Here is a 20,946-nt window from a genome sequence, read left to right as displayed (position 1 = left end):
TATTAAATTATAGAAAGTTGGCTGAGCGCATCTTCAACCGTTAGAGATTTTTTTACACCTGTTTTTCGATCTTTAATTTCAACTTCATTTTGTACAATGCTGTTAGGACCAACAATGATTTGCGTTGGCAAACCAATCAAATCCATTGTTGCAAATTTTGATCCAGGACGTTCATTTCTATCATCTAATAATGGATCAAAACCAGCATTCTTTAATCCCTGATAGAGGAACTCACATGCTTGTGTACATTTTTCATTATCGGGTTTCATATTGATAATCCCAAAATCAAACGGTGCCATCGATTTTGGCCAAATAATCCCCTTTTCATCGTGAGAAGCCTCTATAGCGGCCGCAACAAGACGTGAAGGTCCAATCCCATAAGATCCCATAGAGACCACATGCTCTTTTCCATCTTGTCCCATAACTTTTGCTCCCATTGGAGCAGAATATTTCGTCCCAAAGTGGAAAATATGCCCGACTTCAATACCACGTGCTGAAAGACGATTTCCCTCAGAAATTTTAGTCCACTCTTCTTCATTATGCATTTCTTCTGTCGCTGCATAAAAAGATGTCCACTGTCTAACAGTATCATCTAAAACAGCTTTATCACTAAAATCGATTGAACTGTCGGGAACGTTCAGTTCAAGAAATTGTTTATCACAAAAAATAGCGCTCTCTCCCGTTTCAGCCAAAATGATAAACTCATGACTAAGTTCCCCCCCTATTGGACCTGTATCTGCACGCATGGGAATTGCTTTTAAGCCAAGGCGAGAAAAAGTGCGTAAATAAGCCACAAACATACGATTATAAGATGTTTTAGAGCCTTCATAATCAAGATCAAAAGAATAAGCATCTTTCATTAAGAATTCTCGTGCCCGCATCACACCAAAACGTGGGCGAATTTCATCACGAAATTTCCATTGAATATGATACAAATTAAGCGGAAGATCTTTATAAGAACGAACATAGGAGCGAAAAATATCTGTGACCATCTCTTCATTGGTCGGGCCATAAAGTAAATCACGCTTGTGACGATCTTTAATCTGGAGCATTTCCAAACCGTAATCATCATAACGACCACTTTCACGCCAAAGATCAGCAGATTGAATTGTAGGCATCAATATTTCTATTGCACCAGCACGTTCTTGCTCTTCACGAATAATTTTACAAACTTTATCAAGCACTTTTTTTCCCAAAGGAAGCCAAGAATAAATCCCGGATGTTTGTTGCCGAATCATCCCAGCACGCAACATGAAACGATGAGAAACAATTTCCGCTTCTTTAGGATTCTCTTTTAAAAGTGGAAGGAAATATTGAGAAAGACGCATTGAAATAATTAACTCCTACTCAGATCTATCATATTGGAACAATTTAATATACCCTCTATTCATCTATAGCCGCATTCTGAATACTTGCAAATATAACGATCTTATTGTTTAAAAATTTGTTGTGCTTTATTCTCTATTTTTCTTATTGAGCAATAAAATAAGAATGCTCTTCTTTTTTTAATAACGTAATATGGAAATGCTTTATTTTGACTGATGTAAAAAAACTGTACAGAGAGGTTTTTTTTGCCACATTTCATAAACAGCCGCTCTCACTGCACGTCGTGTTGCCTCTCGAATAACTTCATTATTTTTCCGCTTCATGCGTGGAATGTTATAAACTGTATTTTCCACAACCTCTAAAAGAATATCTTTTAATTTTTCCCCCTCTCCATTACTTTCAGGGAGTCCCAATATGCTTAGACCGATATCATCCAATAACTCATGCTTGCTATTCATATGGAGAGAAACCGCAACATGACCAGCATAACTTAATTTTCTACGCTCACGAATCCCTAGCTCATACTCATCTCCAAGAAGACAACCATCCTTATAAATACGACCAACAGGCACGTGATCAATAACTTCTACAGGCGTTGGTGCAAGACGTAGCATATTACCATTTCTAATATCCTTAACAATTTTAATCCCTGCTTGACGCGCTAAAGCCGCTTGAGCAGTAAGATGTATTGCCTCACCATGCACAGGCACAAGTATCTGTGGTTTTATCCAATCATACATCTGTAAAAGTTCTGAACGACGGGGATGACCTGAAACATGAACAAGGGCATCTTCATTCGTAATCACTTTAATACCCAAATCGATGAAACGATTTTGTATCTCAAGAATCGCTTTTTCATTTCCTGGAATACTTCGCGATGAATAAATAACCGTATCTCCAGTAGAAAGCACAATATTCCTCATCCCCTCACGTGACAGCTTAGCCAAAGCAGCACATGGCTCACCTTGGCTCCCTGTGACAATTAAAACAAGTTCTTTTCGTGGGATGTAACCATAATCATCTTCCGTTACAAATGGCGCTAACCCATCCATATAACCAAGCTCTTGTGCAACCATAATACTTCGCTTAAGGGAACGCCCAATGACAAGAACTTTACGCCCAACAGCTTGAGCAGCAAGAGCAATAGAACGTATCCTACCAATATTAGAAGCAAAAGCTGCTATTGCAACACGTCCTTCAGCTTTCGAAATAATCTCAGAAAGACTGGTTTGGACCTGCTGCTCTGATGGAGATATACCATCCCGACATGCGTTTGTGGAATCACAAAGCAATGCTAAAACACCTTTATCGCCTAATGCTCGAAATCTTTTTTCATCCGTCACAGCTCCAAGCGAAGGAGTATGATCAATTTTCCAATCACCCGTATGAATTACAGTCCCCAAAGACGTTGTAATGGCTAAAGATACAGATTCTGGTATCGAATGATTAACAGCAATTGCCTCTATGGCAAAGGAACCAACCTGAAAACAATCCCCTGCTTGAAAAATATTGAATGACATTTTTTGAGATTCAAAATCTGATTGCCTTTTACTTTCCAATAACCCTGCCGTGAAAGCTGTACAATAAACTGGAACTTGTAATTTTGGCCATAAATCAAGAACAGCCCCATAATGATCTTCATGTGCGTGTGTTAAAACAAGACCACGTATATTATGTTTTTCACTTTCTAAAAAACGAATATCAGGGAGAACAAGATCAACTCCTGGTAATTCAGAACCAGCAAAACTAACGCCCATATCAACAAGTAACCATTCACGAAGATTTTGGGAGCCAAACCCATAAGCAGCTAAATTCATTCCTATTTCACCTACACCACCCAGAGGTAAAAAAACAAATTCATTTTTATTGGTTGCAACCATTAACATCTCCCAAGTCATCCAGATAATCTGATGGTAAAATAATTTCGTTAATAACCGACTGCATGAACAGAAGCAGCCGAACCAAAATGAACATCTCCCGCTGTTATAATGGCTGTCTGACCATTTTTTTGTTTTATGATACCGTTAAAATCACGATCAAGACCATCAAAAATACCCTCAACGATTTTTTCATCATTCATGACTTTGACATATTTTCCGAGGTGAGCTGAATATAAAAGCCATTTATTTCGGATTATTTCACACCCTTTTGGTTGTTTCCAAAGAAGGTAATTTCTAGAAAAAGATTCCGTCAAAACCGTAAATAACTGCTCTGCTTCAATATGCAAACCGATACTCTGTAAACTTGAAGTGGGATAGAGTGCATCTTCATAATTATATTTCACATTTATTCCAATACCAATAACCAATGCATCTTGTTGTGATGGCAATTTTAAAATTTCGAGCAAAATTCCAGAGCTTTTAGCACCTCTAAGCAAAATATCGTTTGGCCATTTTAAGCTTACAATATTGTCATTGCCTGTTTTCTTTTCAGCTTTTATAAATTGTTTTATGGCCTCTGCCACGCTGACTCCAGCAACAAAACCAAGTTGAGCAGCGGTTTGATGAACGATATCATCCATTAACAATAGACTACAATAAAGGTTCCCTTTTGGACTATTCCATGCCCTCCCTCTTCTAGCCCTTCCTTGTAATTGCTCTTGCGCAACAATCCAAAGATAACCTTGATGACCAGTTTGCGCTTTTCGTTGCGCAATGAGATTGGTTGAATCAACACTTTTGTACGATTCAATGATATATCCTTGTTTCTTTGCAAAATCTGATAAAATATAAACCATATTCATTAAAATAATACAGCGGCTGCTTGTTCTGCTAATTCAGTAAACCAAATCCCCAAAAAGGTGTAAAATAAAATAAATAATGCAGAAAGACCAAGACAAAACTGAAGCTCTTTTGATAAAATAACAAAATGCGCTTTTGCGTCATCAAACCACATAATTTTAATAACCCGTAAATAGTAAAAAGCGCCAATGACGGAGGCTATCATACCGACAATAGCAAGTGGTGTCAGACCAGCATGAACAGCAGCAGAAAATGTATACCACTTCCCAAAAAAACCAGCCATAGGGGGTATACTGGCTAATGAGAAAAGCTGTATTGTCATGACAATAGCCATAAACGGATTTGTCTTTGCTAACCCTGAAAGATCATAAATATTTTCAACATTGCCACTCTTCGAGCGCATTCCAAGAATAAAAGCAAATGAGCCAAGAGTGGCACCAAGATAAATGGTCATATAAAGAATAACGCTTTTTACCCCAAGCATATCTCCAGCCGATAAACCTACAAGTGCATAACCCATATGGCTGATCGACGAATAAGCCATTAAGCGCTTAATATTATTTTGACCAATTGCAGCAAACGCACCAAGTATCATTGATGCAAGTGCCATGAAAACCAAAATTTGTTGCCATGCAGGCATCGCGCTATCAACATGCCCTAGGGGAATAAAGGTCATCACAATAATACGGATGATTAAAGCCATTGCAGCAACTTTAGGCGCCCCAGCAAAAAATGCTGTAATCGGTGTTGGTGCACCTTCGTAAACATCAGGTGTCCACATATGAAATGGCACAGCAGAAATTTTGAAAGCCAAACCAGCTAAAATAAATACAATTCCAAAAATAACGCCCAATTGTAAATTTTCACCTTTTAAAGCAAGAGCAATTTCGTGAAAACCAATTTGACCGGAAAAACCATAAAGCAAAGAAATACCATAAAGCAGCATTCCTGAAGATAATGCTCCTAAAACAAAATATTTTATACCAGCTTCAGAAGATTTGACATTATTACGATTAATCGCTGCTAAAGCATATAAAGCTAAGGACTGTAGTTCTAATCCCATATAAAGTGACAGCATATTCCCCGCTGAAATCATCAGCATCATACCAAGGGTTGCTAAAAGAACAAGCACTGGAAATTCAAATATATTGAACTTTTGCGCATTCGCAAAACCAACAGACATAATAAGAGCAAAAAGTGCACCAATAAGCGTTAAAATTTTCATATAACGGCCAAAAGAGTCAATAATAAGCGCATTGGTTTGAAATAAGCCAGTCTTTGGAAAAACGATGAGAATAATAATGGTTGCCACAAGAAGAGCCATGGCTAAACCTGTCACGGTTAAAGAAGCACGCGCATTGGAATAAACGCCAATCATAAGCAACATGATTGCCCCTAATGCAATTAAAATCTCTGGAAGAATTAAAACTAATTGTGTTATTATTTCACTTTGCATGAGAATTCTTCCCTGATCTAGTGTAGTTTATTGATGAGGGCTTCTACGGAAAACGCCGTCACTTTAAGAAGTGGCGCTGGATAGATACCAAAGAATATTGTAAGAATAACCATCGGGTAAAGAATAAATTTTTCCCTTGACGAGAGATCTACCAATACTTTTAAACTTTCTTTATCCAAGGAACCAAAAATCACACGCCGATAAAGATAAAGGGCATAGGCTGCTGATAAGATAACACCTGCTGTCGCTAAAATAACAACAAATTTATTCACTTGAAAAACACCTATTAAGGTTAAAAACTCACCCAAAAATCCTGAAGTTCCAGGGAGACCGACATTTGCCATCGTGAAGATTAAGAAAACAACAGCATATTTTGGCATATTATTCACTAAACCACCAAATGCTGAAATTTCACGCGTATGCAAGCGATCATAGATCACGCCAACACAAAGAAATAACGCTGCTGAAACAATTCCATGCGACAGCATCTGATAAATAGCCCCTTGTATTGCCTGTTCATTCGCAGCAAAAATACCCATCGTTACATATCCCATATGCGCTATTGAGGAATATGCAATAAGTTTTTTGATGTCACTTTGAACAAGTGCAACCAACGAGGTATAAATAATTGCAATAAGCGATAATGTGAAAACAAGAGGTGCAAAATCTGCTGAAGCAATAGGAAACATAGGTAAAGAAAAACGAAGGAAACCATACCCACCTAATTTGAGTAAGACACCGGCTAAAATAACAGAACCTGCTGTCGGTGCTTCCACGTGAGCATCAGGGAGCCAAGTATGAACTGGCCACATCGGCATTTTAACCGCAAAAGAAGCAAAAAAGGCAAGCCATAACCATATTTGCATATGGGCAGGAAACTGATAATTGAGTAAAGTTGGTATATCAAGTGTTCCTGCCTGCCAATACATAGCCATAAGGGCAACCAGCATAAGCACTGAACCAAGTAAAGTGTATAAGAAAAACTTGATACTTGCATAAACACGACGTGCACCACCCCACACCCCTATAATGATAAACATTGGAATGAGGCTACCTTCAAAAAAAACATAAAATAATATTGCGTCAAGAGCACAAAAGACTCCAATAATCGCAACTTCAAGAAGAAGAAAAGCAATCATATAAGCTTTTAATCTCTCTTTAACATTCTCCCAGCTTGCTAAAATACAGAAAGGTAAAAGAAAAGCCGAAAGAACAACAAAAAGAATAGAAATACCATCAACCCCCATATGATAGCTAATGCCATTCCCTAGCCAACTGAATTTTTCAACCATTTGAAAATTGGGGTTGCTAGAATCAAATCCTATCCAAATAATTAAAGAAATAACAAAAACAAATATCGTCGTAAAAAATGCGACATTGCGTATATTATGGCGTGCTGCTTCACTATCATCTTTGATAAACAAAATCAGAAGCACACCCACAAGTGGCAAAAATGTAACCGTAGAAAGAATAGGCCAATCGGTCATTAGTTTACGCCCCCGATCATCATCCATGTAATCAGCAATGCAACACCTATAAGCATCGCAAATGCATAGTGGTAAAGATAGCCTGTTTGCATCCGAACAACTCTATTTGTAATATCAACAACACGCGCTGCGATACCATTAGGACCTAGACCATCAATAATTTTACCATCTCCCACTTTCCAAAGAAAAGAACCAACCTTAAAGGTAGGATGAACAAACAAAAAGTTATATAATTGATCAAAATACCATTTTTGGTAAAGAAATTGATATAATCCTGGCATAAAACGAGCCATTTTCTTGGGAAGAGATGGAAAAGAAATATAGAACAAATAGGCAAACATAAACCCAAGAACCATTGCTATAAATGGTGACCATTTTACCCAATTAAAAACGTGGTGGGCATCATGAAGAATATAATTGTGGCTGCTTGTAAACAATGCTCCCTTCCAAAAAGCATCATAAAAGTCACCAAAAAAGTAAGGTTGAAACACAACACCAGCAAATATTGCCCCAAGAGATAAAATAAACAGTGGCATTAACATAACTGGAGGTGATTCATGAACATGATGCATAACATCAGCTGTTGCCCGTGGCTTCCCATGAAATGTCATAAAGATAAGCCGCCATGAATAAAAGCTTGTTAAAAAGGCCGCAAAAACAAGGAGATAAAAAGCATATCCTGAAGCAATATTATGCGATGCAAAAGCAGATTCTATAATCGCATCCTTTGAAAAAAAGCCAGCCGTCCCAAAAAGTGTTCCTGGAATTCCAACACCGGTTAATGCAATGGTTCCGACCATCATCATCCAATAAGTGACCTTTATATGCTTGCGTAAGCCACCCATTTTTCGCATATCTTGTTCATCGGATACAGCATGAATGACAGAACCCGCACCAAGAAATAATAAGGCTTTAAAAAAAGCATGGGTAAAAAGATGAAAAACAGCAGCTCCATAAGCTCCAACACCTAATGCCACAAACATATAACCAAGTTGAGAACAGGTAGAATAAGCAATAACACGCTTAATATCATTCTGTACCAACCCCACAGTTGCTGCAAAAAATGCCGTTGTTGCGCCAACAATAATAATCACGGTCAAAGCAGTCGAAGAAAGTTCAAAAATTGGCGACATACGCGCAACCATAAAAACACCCGCTGTTACCATTGTAGCGGCATGAATAAGTGCTGATACAGGTGTTGGTCCCTCCATTGCATCAGGAAGCCAAGTATGTAAAAGAAACTGTGCTGATTTTCCCATCGCACCAATAAATAATAAAAGACATGTAACAGTAATTGCTGTCTGTCCATCAAACTGCCAGCCTAAAAATGTCATATTTTGTACAAAGTTATTGTCTGCAGCTTTTGCAAAAATAGAGGCAAAATCAACCGATTGGAATAAAACAAAAACACTAAATATTCCTAAGAGAAAACCAAAATCTCCAACACGATTGACCACAAAAGCTTTCATTGCAGCTTTATTCGCAGAATCACGCTGAAACCAAAATCCAATAAGCAAATAAGAAGCAAGTCCTACACCTTCCCAGCCAAAAAACATCTGGATCAAATTATTGGATGTCACCAACATAAGCATCATAAATGTAAACAAAGAAAGATAAGAAAAAAAACGGGACCTTGAAGGATCATGGTGCATATAACCAATTGAATAAATATGCACCAATGCCGAAACACTGTTTACAACAATAAGCATGACAGCTGTTAATGTATCAATATGGAAAGCCCAATTAAAACTTAAATTACCAACAGCGAGCCAATGTAATACTAATACATCAATTGCTGAACTATGACCAAGTGCAAGATTGAAAAATGCTATCCACGACAATATGGCAACAATCACCATAAAGCTACAGGTTATCAATTCACTCGCACGATCTCCTATCGTTTTTCCACCTAGCGCGGCAGTGAGAAAACCCAAAAGCGGAAGAAAGACAATCGTATAATACATCACTGGTTAGCCTTTCATTACATTAACATCTTCAACCGCAATGGAACCACGATTACGGAAAAAAACGACAAGAATTGCTAAACCAATGGCAGCTTCAGCAGCTGCGACGGTTAAGACAAATAAAGCAAATATCTGACCAACGAGATCATGAAGAAATGCCGAAAATGCAACAAAATTGATATTAACAGAGAGTAATATAAGCTCAATAGACATCAAAATAATAATCACATTTTTTCTGTTGAGAAAAATTCCAGCAATGCCAATTGTAAACATCAAAGCAGAAACAGTGAGATAATGCGCAATATCGATATACATATCCATAGCCCCCCTTAAATACCTTTACCTGATTCAACTTGCTTGATTTCAATAGCACTTTCTACCGTTCTAGAAACTTGCTCCGCAATAGACTGTCGTTTGACTCCCGACTTATGGCGAAGTGTTAAAACAATAGCACCAATCATTGCAACTAATAAAATTATTCCAGCAATTTGAAAATAGAAAACATAATCCGTATAGAGAATATCTCCTAATGCTTGTGTATTTGTTCGCTGTCCTAAATCCGGCATTGATTGTGTAACATGCGTTCTTACAACTGGAGAAAAATGGCTACTCACAAAAACAACAATCAATTCTACAGCGATAATAATGCCAATAAGAGCTCCAATAGGTGCATATCGAAGAGCACCACTCTTTAACTCAGCAAAATCAACATCCAGCATCATAACGACAAATAAAAATAAAACAGCAACAGCTCCAACATAAACAACAAGCAGAATAAGCCCCAAAAACTCCGCTCCTGCAAGCAAAAATAAAGCCGCTGCATTAAAAAATGCAAGGATTAAAAATAAAACAGAATGCACAGGATTGCGTGCTGTAATAACAATCACTGCACTTGTTAACATCATAAAAGCAAACAAATAGAAAAATGCCGCCGCTAGATCTGTTAGCATAGGCTTCTCCTTAATTATTCAAACAATTGGTACAAACTTCATACCAGATTACACTTTATCGGAAAATTATCCGACACCTCATTGAGCGATACACTTAACGATAAGGTGCATCTATCAATATATTGCGAGCAATTTCTCGCTCCCAACGATCACCATTCATTAAAAGCTTTTCTTTATCATAATAGAGTTCTTCACGCGTTTCTGTTGCAAATTCAAAATTTGGACCTTCAACAATAGCCTCTACTGGACAAGCTTCTTGACAAAAACCACAGTAAATACACTTAACCATATCAATATCATAACGAACAGTTCTCCGCGTACCATCATTACGTCGCGGTCCTGCCTCAATTGTTATCGCTTGCGCAGGGCAAATTGCTTCACATAATTTACAGGCAATACATCGTTCTTCACCATTCGGATAGCGACGCAATGCATGTTCACCACGAAAACGTTGAGAAACAAAACCCTTTTCATAAGGATAATTAATCGTAGGCTTTGGCGAAAAAAATTGACGCATGGCTAAGAAAAAAGCACTCACAAACTCCAATAAAAGGAGTGACTTTGCCGCCTGAATAAAACCTGACATCGTAAAATCTCCTCTTAAACGAAATTCGTAAACTTTAAAAAAGCCGCAGTTATCACAACCATTGCTAGTGAGAGAGGAAGAAAAACCTTCCAACCAAGCCGCATGAGTTGATCATAGCGATAACGTGGAACAAACGCTTTGACCATAGCAAACCAAAAAAATACAAAACAAACTTTTAAAACAAACCAAATAACACCAGGAACCCAATTAAGCCACCAAACATCCAAAGGGGGCAGCCATCCCCCTAAAAATAAAATGGTTGTCAAAGCGCACATTAAAACAATAGCAACATACTCACCAAGAAAGAAGAGCATGTAAGGCGTTGAAGAATATTCTACCATATGACCAGCAACAAGCTCTGACTCCGCTTCCACCAAATCGAATGGAGGACGGTTTGTCTCTGCTAGCGCGGAGATAAAAAATATAATAAACATTGGAAAAAGAACAAACCAATTCCAATCGAGAAAACTATTAAAAGGAAGACCAAGAGTTGTACCAAGCCCGTGACTTTGTTTCTGCACAATTGTTGTAAGATCCAATGAACCACTTACTAAAATGACAGTCACAAGCACAAAACCAATAGAAACTTCATAAGAAACCATTTGTGCTGCTGAACGAAGAGCTCCTAAAAAAGGATATTTTGAATTTGATGCCCATCCCCCCATAATAACACCATAAACTTCAAGAGATGAAATGGCTAAAATGTAAAGCAAGCCGACATTAATCTTCGCAACTTCCCAGCCCTCATTGACAGGGATAACAGCCCAAGTTGATAAAGCAAGTGTCGCTGAAACAAAAGGCGCTAAAAGAAAAACCCCCTTATTTGCACCTGCTGGGATAATAGGTTCTTTCACAACAAATTTAATTAAATCTGCAAAAGACTGTAGTAATCCCCACGGACCAACAACATTGGGACCACGCCGCAATTGTACCGCAGCCCAAATCTTTCTATCTGCATAGAGAAGATAAGCAACTAAAACCAACAAAACGACCAAAAGAAGAAGTGTTTTTCCAACGATAATAAGTAATGGCAATAGCCAAGTCATAAAGAAATCATACATCATTATTCCTTTTCCTTTGCCCTTACTCTACAGCTTGCATAGCACGGCTTCTTGCAAGAGATGAACATTCAGCCATAACGGCAGAAGCACGTGCTATTGGATTTGTCAAATAAAAGTCTTTAACCATAGAAGTAAATGCTTGACTTTCTAGAGAAACCATTTTTGAACCAAGCGCCTTAAGATCACTTATATCAGAAGGCATTATATCATCAACCGCATCAAGATGTGGATAATCATTAAACAAGCACTGCCTTAATTGAGAAAGAGAATCAAAGGGGAGCCTTTGTCCTAAAACATCCGATAAGGCACGTAAAATAGCCCAATCTTCTTTTGCTTCACCTGGAGCAAAACCAGCCCGATTTGTCATTTGAACACGCCCTTCTGTATTCACATAAAGCCCTGATTTTTCCGTGTAGGCCGATGCAGGTAAAATAACATCAGCAGCATGTGCACCATTATCACCATGGCTACCAATATAAATTTTAAAAGCTTTTATATTGGCCAATTCCACTTCATCAGCACCAAGCAAAAATAAAACTTCACAGGTTTTAAGAATATTTGCAACCCCAAGTTGAGACGTAAAACCTATGTCCAACCCTCCAACGGTCGACGCTGCATTATGAAGAACCCCAAACCCATTCCATTCTTCACTCAGAGCTCCAATATTATCCGCTAATTTAGCAAGGCTTTTTAAAACAGATAACCCTTTATTTCCGCAAACAGCCCCCTCTCCGATAAGAATAAGAGGCTTCTTTGCTTCTTTTAAAACATTAAAAAAAGCATCCTCTCCCCGAATAAGTGTCTTTAATGCGTCACTCCCAGATCCAAGATAAGAATAAGGATACCGTAAATCGACTTCCTCTCCAATGAGCGCGATAGGAAAATTTCCCATCCGTTGGCGTTTTAAAATACGCGCATTTAAAACAGCAGCTTCATGGCGTGGATTAGATCCCACAATAAGTAGGGCATCAGCCCGTTCAATCCCTGCAATTGTAGGATTAAAAATATAACTCGAACGCCCAAACTCAGGTGATAAAGAAACCCCTCGTTGACGACAATCAAAGAGCTTGGAACCCAACGAGATCAGCAATGCTTTAAGGGCATACATTTCTTCAACAGAAGCAAGATCCCCAGCAATAGCTCCAATTTTTTCTGGCGAGATTTTTGAGAGAATCATTTTAATTTTTGCAAAAGCTTCTGTCCAACTGACAGGTTTAAGTTTTCCGTCTTTACGTACATAGGGCCTATCAAGCCGCTGAGTCCGTAATCCATCCCAAATAAAACGCGTTTTATCAGAGATCCATTCCTCATTTATATCTTCATTCGTACGCGGCATAATTCGCATAACTTCACGGCCGCGGCTATCAATACGGATCGCACTGCCAAGCGCATCCATAACGTCAATCGATTCTGTTTTAATCAATTCCCAAGGACGCGCATGAAAGGCATAAGGTTTTGAAGTTAAAGCTCCTACTGGACAAAGATCAATAACATTTCCCTGTAATTCAGATGTCATTGCTTTTTCAAGATATGTCGTAATCTCAGCATCTTCACCACGACCAATCAACCCAAGCTCAGAAATACCTGCTACTTCCGTTGTAAAACGAACACACCGTGTGCAATGAATACATCGTGTCATAACAGTTTTGACAAGAGGCCCAATATATTTATCTTCTACAGCACGTTTATTTTCTGTATAACGAGAACAATCACGCCCATAAAGCATTGCTTGATCTTGAAGGTCACATTCCCCTCCCTGATCACAAACAGGACAATCCAAAGGATGATTGATGAGAAGAAACTCCATCACACCTTCACGCGCTTTTTTTACCATCGCCGTATTGGTAAAAATTTCTGGTGCTTCACCATTAGGCCCCAGTCGTAAATCGCGAACCCCCATCGCACAAGAAGCCTGAGGTTTTGGAGGTCCACCCTTGACCTCAACCAAGCACATACGACAATTTCCAGCAATTGATAAAGTTTCATGAAAACAAAAACGCGGGACTTCAGCACCAGCCGCCTCCGCTGCCTGAAGCAACGTGTAGTAATCAGGGACTTCAATCTCTTTACCATCAACTTTGATATTTATCATCACCCATCCAACCTGCGGACAATCCACTTAAAATTTGCATTCGGTTGCTCTTAAAAAAATCTTCTATCCCACTGCTTCCAAAGCAATATTCTTTCTTTGAACAACATTTCGTGTATATTCATCAATCCTACGCTCGATTTCCGGACGAAAGTTGCGGATCAACCCTTGTACAGGCCATGCTGCAGCATCGCCAAGTGCACAGATCGTGTGCCCTTCAATCTGTTTAGAAACCTCAAATAGCAGATCAATTTCACGCTTTTGCGCTCTTCCCTCAACCATACGTCCTAAAAGGCGCATCATCCATCCCGTACCTTCACGACATGGTGTACATTGACCACAACTTTCATGCTTAAAAAAAGCTGATATCCGCCAAATCGCCTTGATAATATCGGTTGATTTATCCATCACAATCACACCCCCTGTGCCAAAAGAAGATCCGACATCGCGCATCCCATCAAAATCCATGATTGCATCAACCATATCTTCACCGCGAACAACCGGACAAGAAGCACCACCTGGAATAACGGCTAAAAGATTATTCCATCCGCCACGAATACCCCCCGTATGTTTTTCAATTAATTCACGGAAAGAAATACCGAGAGCTTCTTCAAAGGTACAAGGAGCATTCACATGCCCAGAAACCATAAACAACTTCGTTCCGACATTATTTGCACGCCCAATTGATGAAAACCACGAAGCCCCTCGACGTAAAATCGTTGGAACAACCGCTATCGATTCAACATTGTTGACGGTTGTTGGACAGCCATAAATCCCCATATTTGCCGGAAATGGTGGTTTGAGACGAGGTTGACCTTTTTTCCCTTCAAGACTTTCGAGAAGTGCTGTTTCTTCACCACAAATATAAGCACCAGCCCCATGATGAATAATAATATCACAAGCATGACCATATTTTGTTTTTTTTCCAAGCAAGCCTGCTTCATAACATTCATCCACAGCCGCTTGAAGCGCTTCACGCTCACGAATATATTCACCACGAATATAAATAAAAGCAACATTTGCTCCCATTGCAAACGTAGCAATAGCACATCCTTCAATCAAAGTATGGGGATCATGGCGTAAAATATCGCGGTCTTTACATGTTCCAGGCTCTGATTCATCAGCATTAACAACCAAATAATGAGGACGACCATCATTCTGCTTTGGCATAAAGGACCATTTCATTCCGGTAGGAAAACCAGCACCACCACGACCGCGTAAACCTGACGCCTTCACCTCTTCAATAATCCAATCACGACCTTTATCAATAATCTCTTTTAGGCCATTCCAATGCCCACGCAACATCGCAGCCTTTAATGATTTATCTTTTAAACCATAAATATTGGTGAAGATCCGATCTTTATCAGCAAGCATACCCCACCTTTTTTTCTATTACCCGTAGCATTTTTAGCTTTTCCTCAAATGCAATTTTTAAAAAACTTCTTAAAACTCTCTACTTTCAATTAAACGTCGTTATAATATGGATAAAATAATGAAATATCTTTTCAAAAAAATATCTCACTCAGATCCCATTCCTTTATGATCCTTTTTCTTTGAAGATTTGAGAGATTTCCTTTTTTCTTCATCCTCAAGAAGAGAGGTTAAACCACTAATCGGTTCCGATGATTTACGACTGTTTTGTGGCCCCACCGTTATTTCAGAACCTTTTCCTGCTTCAAATGCATCAATAATCTCTTCAAGACGCTCTGCTGTAAGATCTTCATAAGTATCTTTAAAAATCATAACCATAGGAGCATTCACACAAGCGCCAAGACACTCCACCTCCTCCCATGATAATGTTCCATCCTGATTAGTCGTAAAAGGTTCATGATGAATTTTTTTCTGACAAACTTTAATCAATTCATCAGAACCACGTAACATACAAGGAGTCGTACCACACACCTGAATATGCGCTTTTGTTCCTACAGGCTTAAGCTGAAACTGAGTATAAAAAGTAGCAACTTCTAAAACACGAATATACGCCATAGAAAGAATTTGAGCAATATGCTCAATTGCAGCACGTGTCACCCAACCATCTTGCTCTTGTGCACGCATTAATAACGGAATAACAGCCGATTGTTCGCGCCCTACAGGATACTTTTCTATAGTACTTTTCACCCATATCTGATTTTCCTTTGTAAAAGAAAATTCTGTGGGCTGATAGACATCATCTGCAAGACGGCGTACGGACATTAGCGATCAACCTCCCCAAAAACAATATCAATTGAACCCAAAATAGCTGTAGCATCCGCCAACATATGGCCTCTGGTTAAAAAATCCATAGCTTGAAGATGAGCAAACCCAGGAGCACGCAACTTAACACGATAAGGCTTATTGGTTCCATCAGAAACAAGATAAACACCAAACTCACCCTTTGGCGCTTCTACTGCAACATAGACTTCTCCAGGAGGCGTATGAAAACCTTCCGTATAGAGTTTAAAATGATGAATTAGCGCTTCCATCGAGCTTTTCATTTCACTTCGCTTTGGTGGTACAATTTTGCGATCCAAACTCGAAACGGGTTCATTCTTTTCAGTCCCCAATAATCGTTCTACGCATTGACGCATAATTTTTGCTGATTGGCGCATTTCTTCCATACGAATAAGATAACGATCATAACAATCACTATTTTTACCTATAGGAATATCAAATTCCATTTCATCATAACATTCATAAGGTTGACTTTTACGCAAATCCCATGGCACACCAGCTCCACGGATCATAACCCCAGAAAAACCACGCGCCCAAGCTTCGTCAATACTGACAACACCAATATCCACATTACGCTGTTTAAAAATTCGATTTGGTGTCACAAGCGCATCAAGTTTTCCAAGAGAAACAAGAAACGGATCAATAAAATTACCAATATCCTCAACTAAAGATTCGGGTAAGTCTTGATGCACACCACCGGGACGAAAATAATTTGCATGAAGACGAGCACCACAAGCACGCTCATAAAAAATCATCAATCTTTCACGTTGCTCAAACCCCCAAAGCGGTGGGGTCAAAGCACCAACATCCATCGCTTGTGTCGTTACATTAAGCAAATGATTAAGAATACGCCCAATTTCAGAAAACAAAACACGTATCAATTGCCCTCTTTTAGGAACTTTAATACCCAACAACTTTTCAATTGCAAGAACAAAAGCATGTTCCTGATTCATAGGAGCAACATAATCTAAACGATCTAAATAAGGCCCCGCTTGAAGATAAGTCTTTGTTTCCATTAATTTTTCAGTACCGCGATGCAATAACCCAATATGTGGATCTACACGCTCAACAACTTCACCGTCCAACTCCAAAACCATGCGCAAAACGCCATGCGCTGCAGGATGCTGCGGACCAAAATTGATATTAAAGTTTCGAACATTGACCTCAGCCACAATCAACCCCTTATTTTTTTAAAACTTCATATCAAATCTTAAAAAAATCTATCATACTAAAAACATTTAACTACTTAAGAAATACACGACTCTAATATAATGCCTTATCAAAACCAATCTTATTTTTTTCCATCTTCTTTTCCATCACAGGGTAAAATATATTCTGCTCCTTCCCAAGGAGAAAGAAAATCAAAATTACGCATTTCTTGGCGCAAAACAACAGGCTCATAAATGACCCTTTTTGCTTCGTTATCATAACGGCATTCAACAAATCCTGTTACAGGAAAATCTTTGCGTAAAGGATAGCCTTCAAACCCATAATCTGTTAAAATCCGTCTCAAATCTGGATGATCTGAAAATAAAATCCCATACATATCATAGGCTTCTCGTTCATACCACTCTGCACCAGGATAAACCGCGCAAGCTGAAGTAACAGGCGTATTTTCATCTGTGCGAACTTTGACACGTAAGCGTAAATTCTCACGAGGAGATAATAATTGGTAAGAGACATCAAAGCGCTTATCGCGAGAAGGATAATCCACACCACTAATATCTGTAAGATTAATAAATTGACAGCGAGAATCATCACGAACAAACATTAAGACATCGGTAATTGCATCAAGACGTGCCACAATGGTTAATTCACCAAAAGCAAGAACGGACTCTTCAAGTTTATTGCCTAACTTGTTTTTCAAATAAACCGCAAGTTCAACTAATGCTTCATCCATCATAACACGAAAACTCTCTAACGCTCTATGGATCCGGTACGACGGATTTTTTTCTGTAACAACAATATTCCGTATAATAATGCCTCTGCTGTAGGCGGACACCCTGGAACATATATATCTACAGGCACGATACGATCACATCCACGCACCACTGAATAGGAATAATGATAATATCCCCCACCGTTTGCACATGACCCCATAGAAATCACATAACGTGGCTCTGGCATCTGATCGTATACTTTTCTTAAAGCAGGTGCCATCTTATTTGTTAGAGTCCCTGCGACCACCATCACATCAGATTGACGGGGTGAAGCTCGTGGTGCATATCCAAAACGCTCATTATCATAATGAGGCATTGAGCATTGCATCATTTCAATAGCACAACAAGCCAAACCAAAACTCATCCACATTAAAGAACCAGTACGTGCCCAAGTAATCAAGGCATCTGCTGAGGTAATTAAAAAACCTTTATCTGATAATTCAGCATTAATATCACGAAAAAACTTATCATCTGATCCTATCAATTTACCCGTATTGGGGTCAATGATTCCTTTTGGTTTTGGAGCGGTAATCGTTGAATTATTAGATCTTAATTCCATTCAAGAGCTCCTTTTTTCCATTCATATATAAATCCAATAGTCAAAATCGCTAAAAACACAATCATCGACCAAAAGCCAAACATACCTATCGATTCGAATGAAACAGCCCAAGGAAAAAGAAAAGCAACTTCAAGATCAAAAATAATAAACAAAATTGAAACCAAATAGAAACGAATATCAAACTTCATACGTGCATCACTAAATGAATTAAACCCACATTCATACGCCGATAACTTTTCAGGATCGGGAGAACGATACGCTACAATGTAAGGTGTAATCAATAAAACCCCAGCAATAACCGCTGAGACAATAATAAAAATCAAGACTGGCAAATAAGAGCTCAATAAATAAGCCATAACCCTCTTCCATCTTAATAAAACGCCTGAATTTAACATAATGACCCGATATTGCGAGATCAAACAGACAAATTTAATAATCGCTCTATTAATTCTACTCATACTGCTTGAAAGGTATACAGAGCGATACTTTTCTTATCGGCATAGGTAACGCAGAGCAACAAAAGACGCAAGCCCTATTCTTACAAACCATGTAAAAAGGAAGAAAAAATATATACCCCCTAAATTAGACACTCCACCTAATTCACAGCACACGAACATCGTAAAAAGAAATCCATAAAGAAATATAAAATGGCGCGAGTGACGGGGCTCGAACCCGCGACCTCCGGCGTGACAGGCCAGCACTCTAACCAACTGAGCTACACCCGCGCATTCTTTCGCACCAATTTATTCTCGGTACAAGCGGTCGTGTAAGGGGTTCGTTCGTTTATGTCAAGAAGGATTATGCATTTTTTAAAAAAATTATCAAATAACATCTTTATTCTTGCGTTTAGAAAATTTTTTCCTTAAAGAGGACCTATTCAGTTGCTGATCATTGCATTGGGCGATTAGCTCAGCTGGTAGAGCGCCTCGTTTACACCGAGGATGTCGGGAGTTCGAGTCTCTCATCGCCCACCATACTCTTTTACTTTTTATTTAAATTGCTGATTTTGCGTATTTTTTGAGAAGTGAGGAATCCCTGAATAAATGTAAGGGTGTAGATTTTTGAAATTTTTTTGTTAAGCTTTATGCTTTTGGTTTATGCCTGATTAGCACTGTTAAGTTGTATTCTTTAAAATACACAGTTTAACAAATGCTCTAGCATTTTCGGAATTGCTTTCCATCTCTTTAATATCATTCAAAAAATTAAAAGATGTTATTACGAAAGCTTGATTCTTTCATAAAAGGATTTCTCTCTATTGATCTAAGTGTATCGCTCAAAAAGCTTGTTCTTCTATTCAAATCAATCCCTTGCAAATCTTGCGTAAAATTTTATTCAAATAGTGTAAGAATTAATAAAACTCACTGTTAATCAATAAAAACTTTGCCGTGATTATTTACTGAATTTTTCAGTTTTTTCTCTATGAGAATAAATCAGCTGTTTTCTTGAAGTAAATCTTTAATTATACGATATATCTAATTTATCTCTCATAAACTGTCAGAACAATGATATCTTCTTTTCGCACAATATGGACGATCTAAATAGAGTAAATATCTGGAAAGGTAAAATAATTCAAAAATATACGTCCGAAAAAAAATTACTGTAATTTATAAAACATCCCCAACTAAACATATCTTATCACTACGAAAATGATTGTCAGAAATTTTAACAATAAAAATATTGTTTTCTGACAAACTTTTAGACAGGAAAATGAAATGATAACTGTCATATTTGCCTTTTATTTTTTCAAAAAGAATTATTATGTTTACAAGTAAAAATATTAAGGTAACACACTCGAAGAATTGGCTTATGAGGGATTATTTTGCTTGAAATTTAAATAATTTTATAAAAAACACTTTAGAATGCCTATTAAAATGATTGACCTTTTGTAAGAAGTTTGTCAAAAAGCGTATCTAATTTGGAGGGGTGGCCGAGCGGTTTAAGGCACCGGTCTTGAAAACCGGCGTGCAGGAGACTGTACCGTGGGTTCGAATCCCACCCCCTCCGCCACAGCGCTTTTATCGTGCTCTAACTTCTTGATTCTATATATCTTTTTTTAAGGTTCGGGATAAATAAATAAAGGTTCGGGAATAGAATTTTCCAATGTACCTCTACAGAGCACTTCCTTTTTTCCCAACTTTCTCCAACAATTTTTTAAATTCTGCCGAATCCTGTTGTGAAAAATTCTCTAAAGTTTTAACAAACATACTCATAGCTTCACGCCCAAATGAATCAGAAGGTTTGATTGTAAAATTCTTACGACAAATATCAGCCTCTTTTCTTAAGAGAGAAGCCATATCTCGATCTAAGTCATAAAGCTCTATGATCTTGTCTTCCATTCCTACTGGAATGGATTTCTTGCCAATCTCAACAGAAGATAAAAATGCTACAGATATGCCTAGTTTATCAGCCATATCTAAGAGTCGTTCGAAACGATCAATGCGAATTTTTCGTAAAATTTTGCCAAATGATGTAAGCATATAAAAAGTCCTGCTAGAAAAAAATCTTCTTATGATTCTAGCAAATATTTTTGAGATTTTCTCAATTATTAGGAATCAGAACTTCTTTTCTAGGTATTT

Annotated in this window: 18 protein-coding genes and 3 tRNA genes; 2 read left to right on the top strand and 19 right to left on the bottom strand. The window is 38.2% G+C overall.

The window, feature by feature from the left end:
- Nucleotides 1-2: 2 nt before the first annotated feature.
- From proS to D1093_RS06455, 18 genes are all read right to left on the bottom strand, one after another.
- Nucleotides 3-1,328: a proline--tRNA ligase gene (gene proS, locus D1093_RS06540; protein ID WP_120101478.1), complete on the bottom strand. Its 1,326-nt coding sequence runs from the start codon at nt 1,326-1,328 to the stop codon at nt 3-5.
- Nucleotides 1,329-1,529: 201 nt separating this feature from the next.
- Nucleotides 1,530-3,206, bottom strand: coding sequence for a ribonuclease J (locus D1093_RS06535; RefSeq protein WP_120101476.1), 1,677 nt, complete (start codon nt 3,204-3,206; stop codon nt 1,530-1,532).
- A gap of 47 nt (nt 3,207-3,253) precedes the next feature.
- Nucleotides 3,254-4,069: a biotin--[acetyl-CoA-carboxylase] ligase gene (locus D1093_RS06530; RefSeq protein WP_174767399.1), complete on the bottom strand. Its 816-nt coding sequence runs from the start codon at nt 4,067-4,069 to the stop codon at nt 3,254-3,256.
- A complete protein-coding gene (gene nuoN, locus D1093_RS06525; RefSeq protein WP_120101475.1) occupies nt 4,069-5,523 on the bottom strand; it encodes an NADH-quinone oxidoreductase subunit NuoN in 1,455 nt (484 codons plus the stop codon). The genes D1093_RS06530 and nuoN overlap by 1 nt, the downstream gene beginning before the upstream one ends.
- A 17-nt stretch (nt 5,524-5,540) precedes the next feature.
- Complete coding sequence (locus D1093_RS06520) at nt 5,541-7,010, bottom strand: NADH-quinone oxidoreductase subunit M (RefSeq protein WP_120101473.1); 1,470 nt, start codon at nt 7,008-7,010, stop codon at nt 5,541-5,543.
- Complete coding sequence (nuoL, locus tag D1093_RS06515; RefSeq protein WP_120101471.1) at nt 7,010-8,974, bottom strand: NADH-quinone oxidoreductase subunit L; 1,965 nt, start codon at nt 8,972-8,974, stop codon at nt 7,010-7,012. The genes D1093_RS06520 and nuoL overlap by 1 nt, the downstream gene beginning before the upstream one ends.
- A gap of 6 nt (nt 8,975-8,980) precedes the next feature.
- On the bottom strand, nt 8,981-9,289 hold the full coding sequence (gene nuoK / locus D1093_RS06510; protein ID WP_120102367.1) for an NADH-quinone oxidoreductase subunit NuoK: 309 nt from the start codon (nt 9,287-9,289) through the stop codon (nt 8,981-8,983).
- A 14-nt stretch (nt 9,290-9,303) separates the two neighbouring features.
- Nucleotides 9,304-9,924: an NADH-quinone oxidoreductase subunit J gene (locus D1093_RS06505; protein WP_005773590.1), complete on the bottom strand. Its 621-nt coding sequence runs from the start codon at nt 9,922-9,924 to the stop codon at nt 9,304-9,306.
- Between the two features lie 94 nt (nt 9,925-10,018).
- Nucleotides 10,019-10,510 (bottom strand): NADH-quinone oxidoreductase subunit NuoI, encoded by a 492-nt coding sequence (gene nuoI / locus D1093_RS06500; RefSeq protein WP_120101470.1) that lies wholly within the window; start codon nt 10,508-10,510, stop codon nt 10,019-10,021.
- A 14-nt stretch (nt 10,511-10,524) separates the two neighbouring features.
- Complete coding sequence (gene nuoH, locus D1093_RS06495; RefSeq protein ID WP_120101468.1) at nt 10,525-11,571, bottom strand: NADH-quinone oxidoreductase subunit NuoH; 1,047 nt, start codon at nt 11,569-11,571, stop codon at nt 10,525-10,527.
- A 22-nt stretch (nt 11,572-11,593) separates the two neighbouring features.
- Nucleotides 11,594-13,663, bottom strand: coding sequence for an NADH-quinone oxidoreductase subunit NuoG (gene nuoG, locus D1093_RS06490; protein ID WP_120102366.1), 2,070 nt, complete (start codon nt 13,661-13,663; stop codon nt 11,594-11,596).
- 63 nt (nt 13,664-13,726) lie between these two features.
- Nucleotides 13,727-15,034: an NADH-quinone oxidoreductase subunit NuoF gene (nuoF, locus tag D1093_RS06485; protein WP_005775116.1), complete on the bottom strand. Its 1,308-nt coding sequence runs from the start codon at nt 15,032-15,034 to the stop codon at nt 13,727-13,729.
- 144 nt (nt 15,035-15,178) lie between these two features.
- The gene (gene nuoE / locus D1093_RS06480) at nt 15,179-15,853 is read right to left on the bottom strand and encodes an NADH-quinone oxidoreductase subunit NuoE (protein ID WP_005775115.1); all 675 of its coding nucleotides are present in this window, start codon (nt 15,851-15,853) and stop codon (nt 15,179-15,181) included.
- A complete protein-coding gene (locus tag D1093_RS06475; protein ID WP_005775114.1) occupies nt 15,853-17,043 on the bottom strand; it encodes an NADH-quinone oxidoreductase subunit D in 1,191 nt (396 codons plus the stop codon). Before D1093_RS06475 ends, nuoE begins: the two co-directional genes overlap by 1 nt.
- Before the next feature lie 119 nt (nt 17,044-17,162).
- Complete coding sequence (locus D1093_RS06470; protein ID WP_174767418.1) at nt 17,163-17,771, bottom strand: NADH-quinone oxidoreductase subunit C; 609 nt, start codon at nt 17,769-17,771, stop codon at nt 17,163-17,165.
- A 17-nt stretch (nt 17,772-17,788) separates the two neighbouring features.
- A complete protein-coding gene (locus D1093_RS06465) occupies nt 17,789-18,370 on the bottom strand; it encodes a NuoB/complex I 20 kDa subunit family protein (RefSeq protein ID WP_120101467.1) in 582 nt (193 codons plus the stop codon).
- On the bottom strand, nt 18,361-18,726 hold the full coding sequence (locus D1093_RS06460) for an NADH-quinone oxidoreductase subunit A (protein WP_005773599.1): 366 nt from the start codon (nt 18,724-18,726) through the stop codon (nt 18,361-18,363). The genes D1093_RS06465 and D1093_RS06460 overlap by 10 nt, the downstream gene beginning before the upstream one ends.
- Before the next feature lie 292 nt (nt 18,727-19,018).
- Nucleotides 19,019-19,095, bottom strand: a tRNA-Asp gene (locus D1093_RS06455).
- A gap of 173 nt (nt 19,096-19,268) precedes the next feature.
- On the opposite strand from D1093_RS06455, the gene D1093_RS06450 reads away from it, so the two are divergent.
- A tRNA-Val gene (locus tag D1093_RS06450) sits at nt 19,269-19,344 on the top strand.
- Between the two features lie 943 nt (nt 19,345-20,287).
- Nucleotides 20,288-20,377: transfer RNA gene (locus D1093_RS06445), tRNA-Ser, on the top strand.
- A gap of 101 nt (nt 20,378-20,478) precedes the next feature.
- On the opposite strand, the gene D1093_RS06440 is transcribed toward D1093_RS06445, so the two are convergent.
- Entirely contained in the window at nt 20,479-20,847 is a 369-nt protein-coding gene (locus D1093_RS06440; RefSeq protein WP_120101465.1) for a helix-turn-helix domain-containing protein, read from the bottom strand.
- Nucleotides 20,848-20,946 lie beyond the last annotated feature (99 nt).

This window comes from Bartonella kosoyi (assembly GCF_003606325.2).
GTDB classification, from domain to species: Bacteria; Pseudomonadota; Alphaproteobacteria; order Rhizobiales; family Rhizobiaceae; genus Bartonella; species Bartonella kosoyi.
The sequence above is the reverse complement of the archived record's forward strand: the minus strand, read 5'-3'. Positions and strand labels throughout refer to the sequence as shown.

Coding starts and splice junctions, on each gene's coding strand:
- D1093_RS06520 (WP_120101473.1), bottom strand. CDS start 7,010: ATGACCGATTGGCCTATTCTTTCTACGGTTACATTTTTGCCACTTGTG.
- D1093_RS06505 (WP_005773590.1), bottom strand. CDS start 9,924: ATGCTAACAGATCTAGCGGCGGCATTTTTCTATTTGTTTGCTTTTATG.
- D1093_RS06440 (WP_120101465.1), bottom strand. CDS start 20,847: ATGCTTACATCATTTGGCAAAATTTTACGAAAAATTCGCATTGATCGT.
- nuoH (WP_120101468.1), bottom strand. CDS start 11,571: ATGTATGATTTCTTTATGACTTGGCTATTGCCATTACTTATTATCGTT.
- D1093_RS06460 (WP_005773599.1), bottom strand. CDS start 18,726: ATGGCTTATTTATTGAGCTCTTATTTGCCAGTCTTGATTTTTATTATT.
- nuoG (WP_120102366.1), bottom strand. CDS start 13,663: ATGATAAATATCAAAGTTGATGGTAAAGAGATTGAAGTCCCTGATTAC.
- proS (WP_120101478.1), bottom strand. CDS start 1,328: ATGCGTCTTTCTCAATATTTCCTTCCACTTTTAAAAGAGAATCCTAAA.
- nuoN (WP_120101475.1), bottom strand. CDS start 5,523: ATGCAAAGTGAAATAATAACACAATTAGTTTTAATTCTTCCAGAGATT.
- D1093_RS06465 (WP_120101467.1), bottom strand. CDS start 18,370: ATGGAATTAAGATCTAATAATTCAACGATTACCGCTCCAAAACCAAAA.
- nuoE (WP_005775115.1), bottom strand. CDS start 15,853: ATGTCCGTACGCCGTCTTGCAGATGATGTCTATCAGCCCACAGAATTT.
- nuoK (WP_120102367.1), bottom strand. CDS start 9,289: ATGTATATCGATATTGCGCATTATCTCACTGTTTCTGCTTTGATGTTT.
- nuoI (WP_120101470.1), bottom strand. CDS start 10,510: ATGTCAGGTTTTATTCAGGCGGCAAAGTCACTCCTTTTATTGGAGTTT.
- nuoL (WP_120101471.1), bottom strand. CDS start 8,974: ATGTATTATACGATTGTCTTTCTTCCGCTTTTGGGTTTTCTCACTGCC.
- D1093_RS06535 (WP_120101476.1), bottom strand. CDS start 3,206: ATGGTTGCAACCAATAAAAATGAATTTGTTTTTTTACCTCTGGGTGGT.
- D1093_RS06470 (WP_174767418.1), bottom strand. CDS start 17,771: ATGGATGAAGCATTAGTTGAACTTGCGGTTTATTTGAAAAACAAGTTA.
- D1093_RS06530 (WP_174767399.1), bottom strand. CDS start 4,069: ATGAATATGGTTTATATTTTATCAGATTTTGCAAAGAAACAAGGATAT.
- nuoF (WP_005775116.1), bottom strand. CDS start 15,034: ATGCTTGCTGATAAAGATCGGATCTTCACCAATATTTATGGTTTAAAA.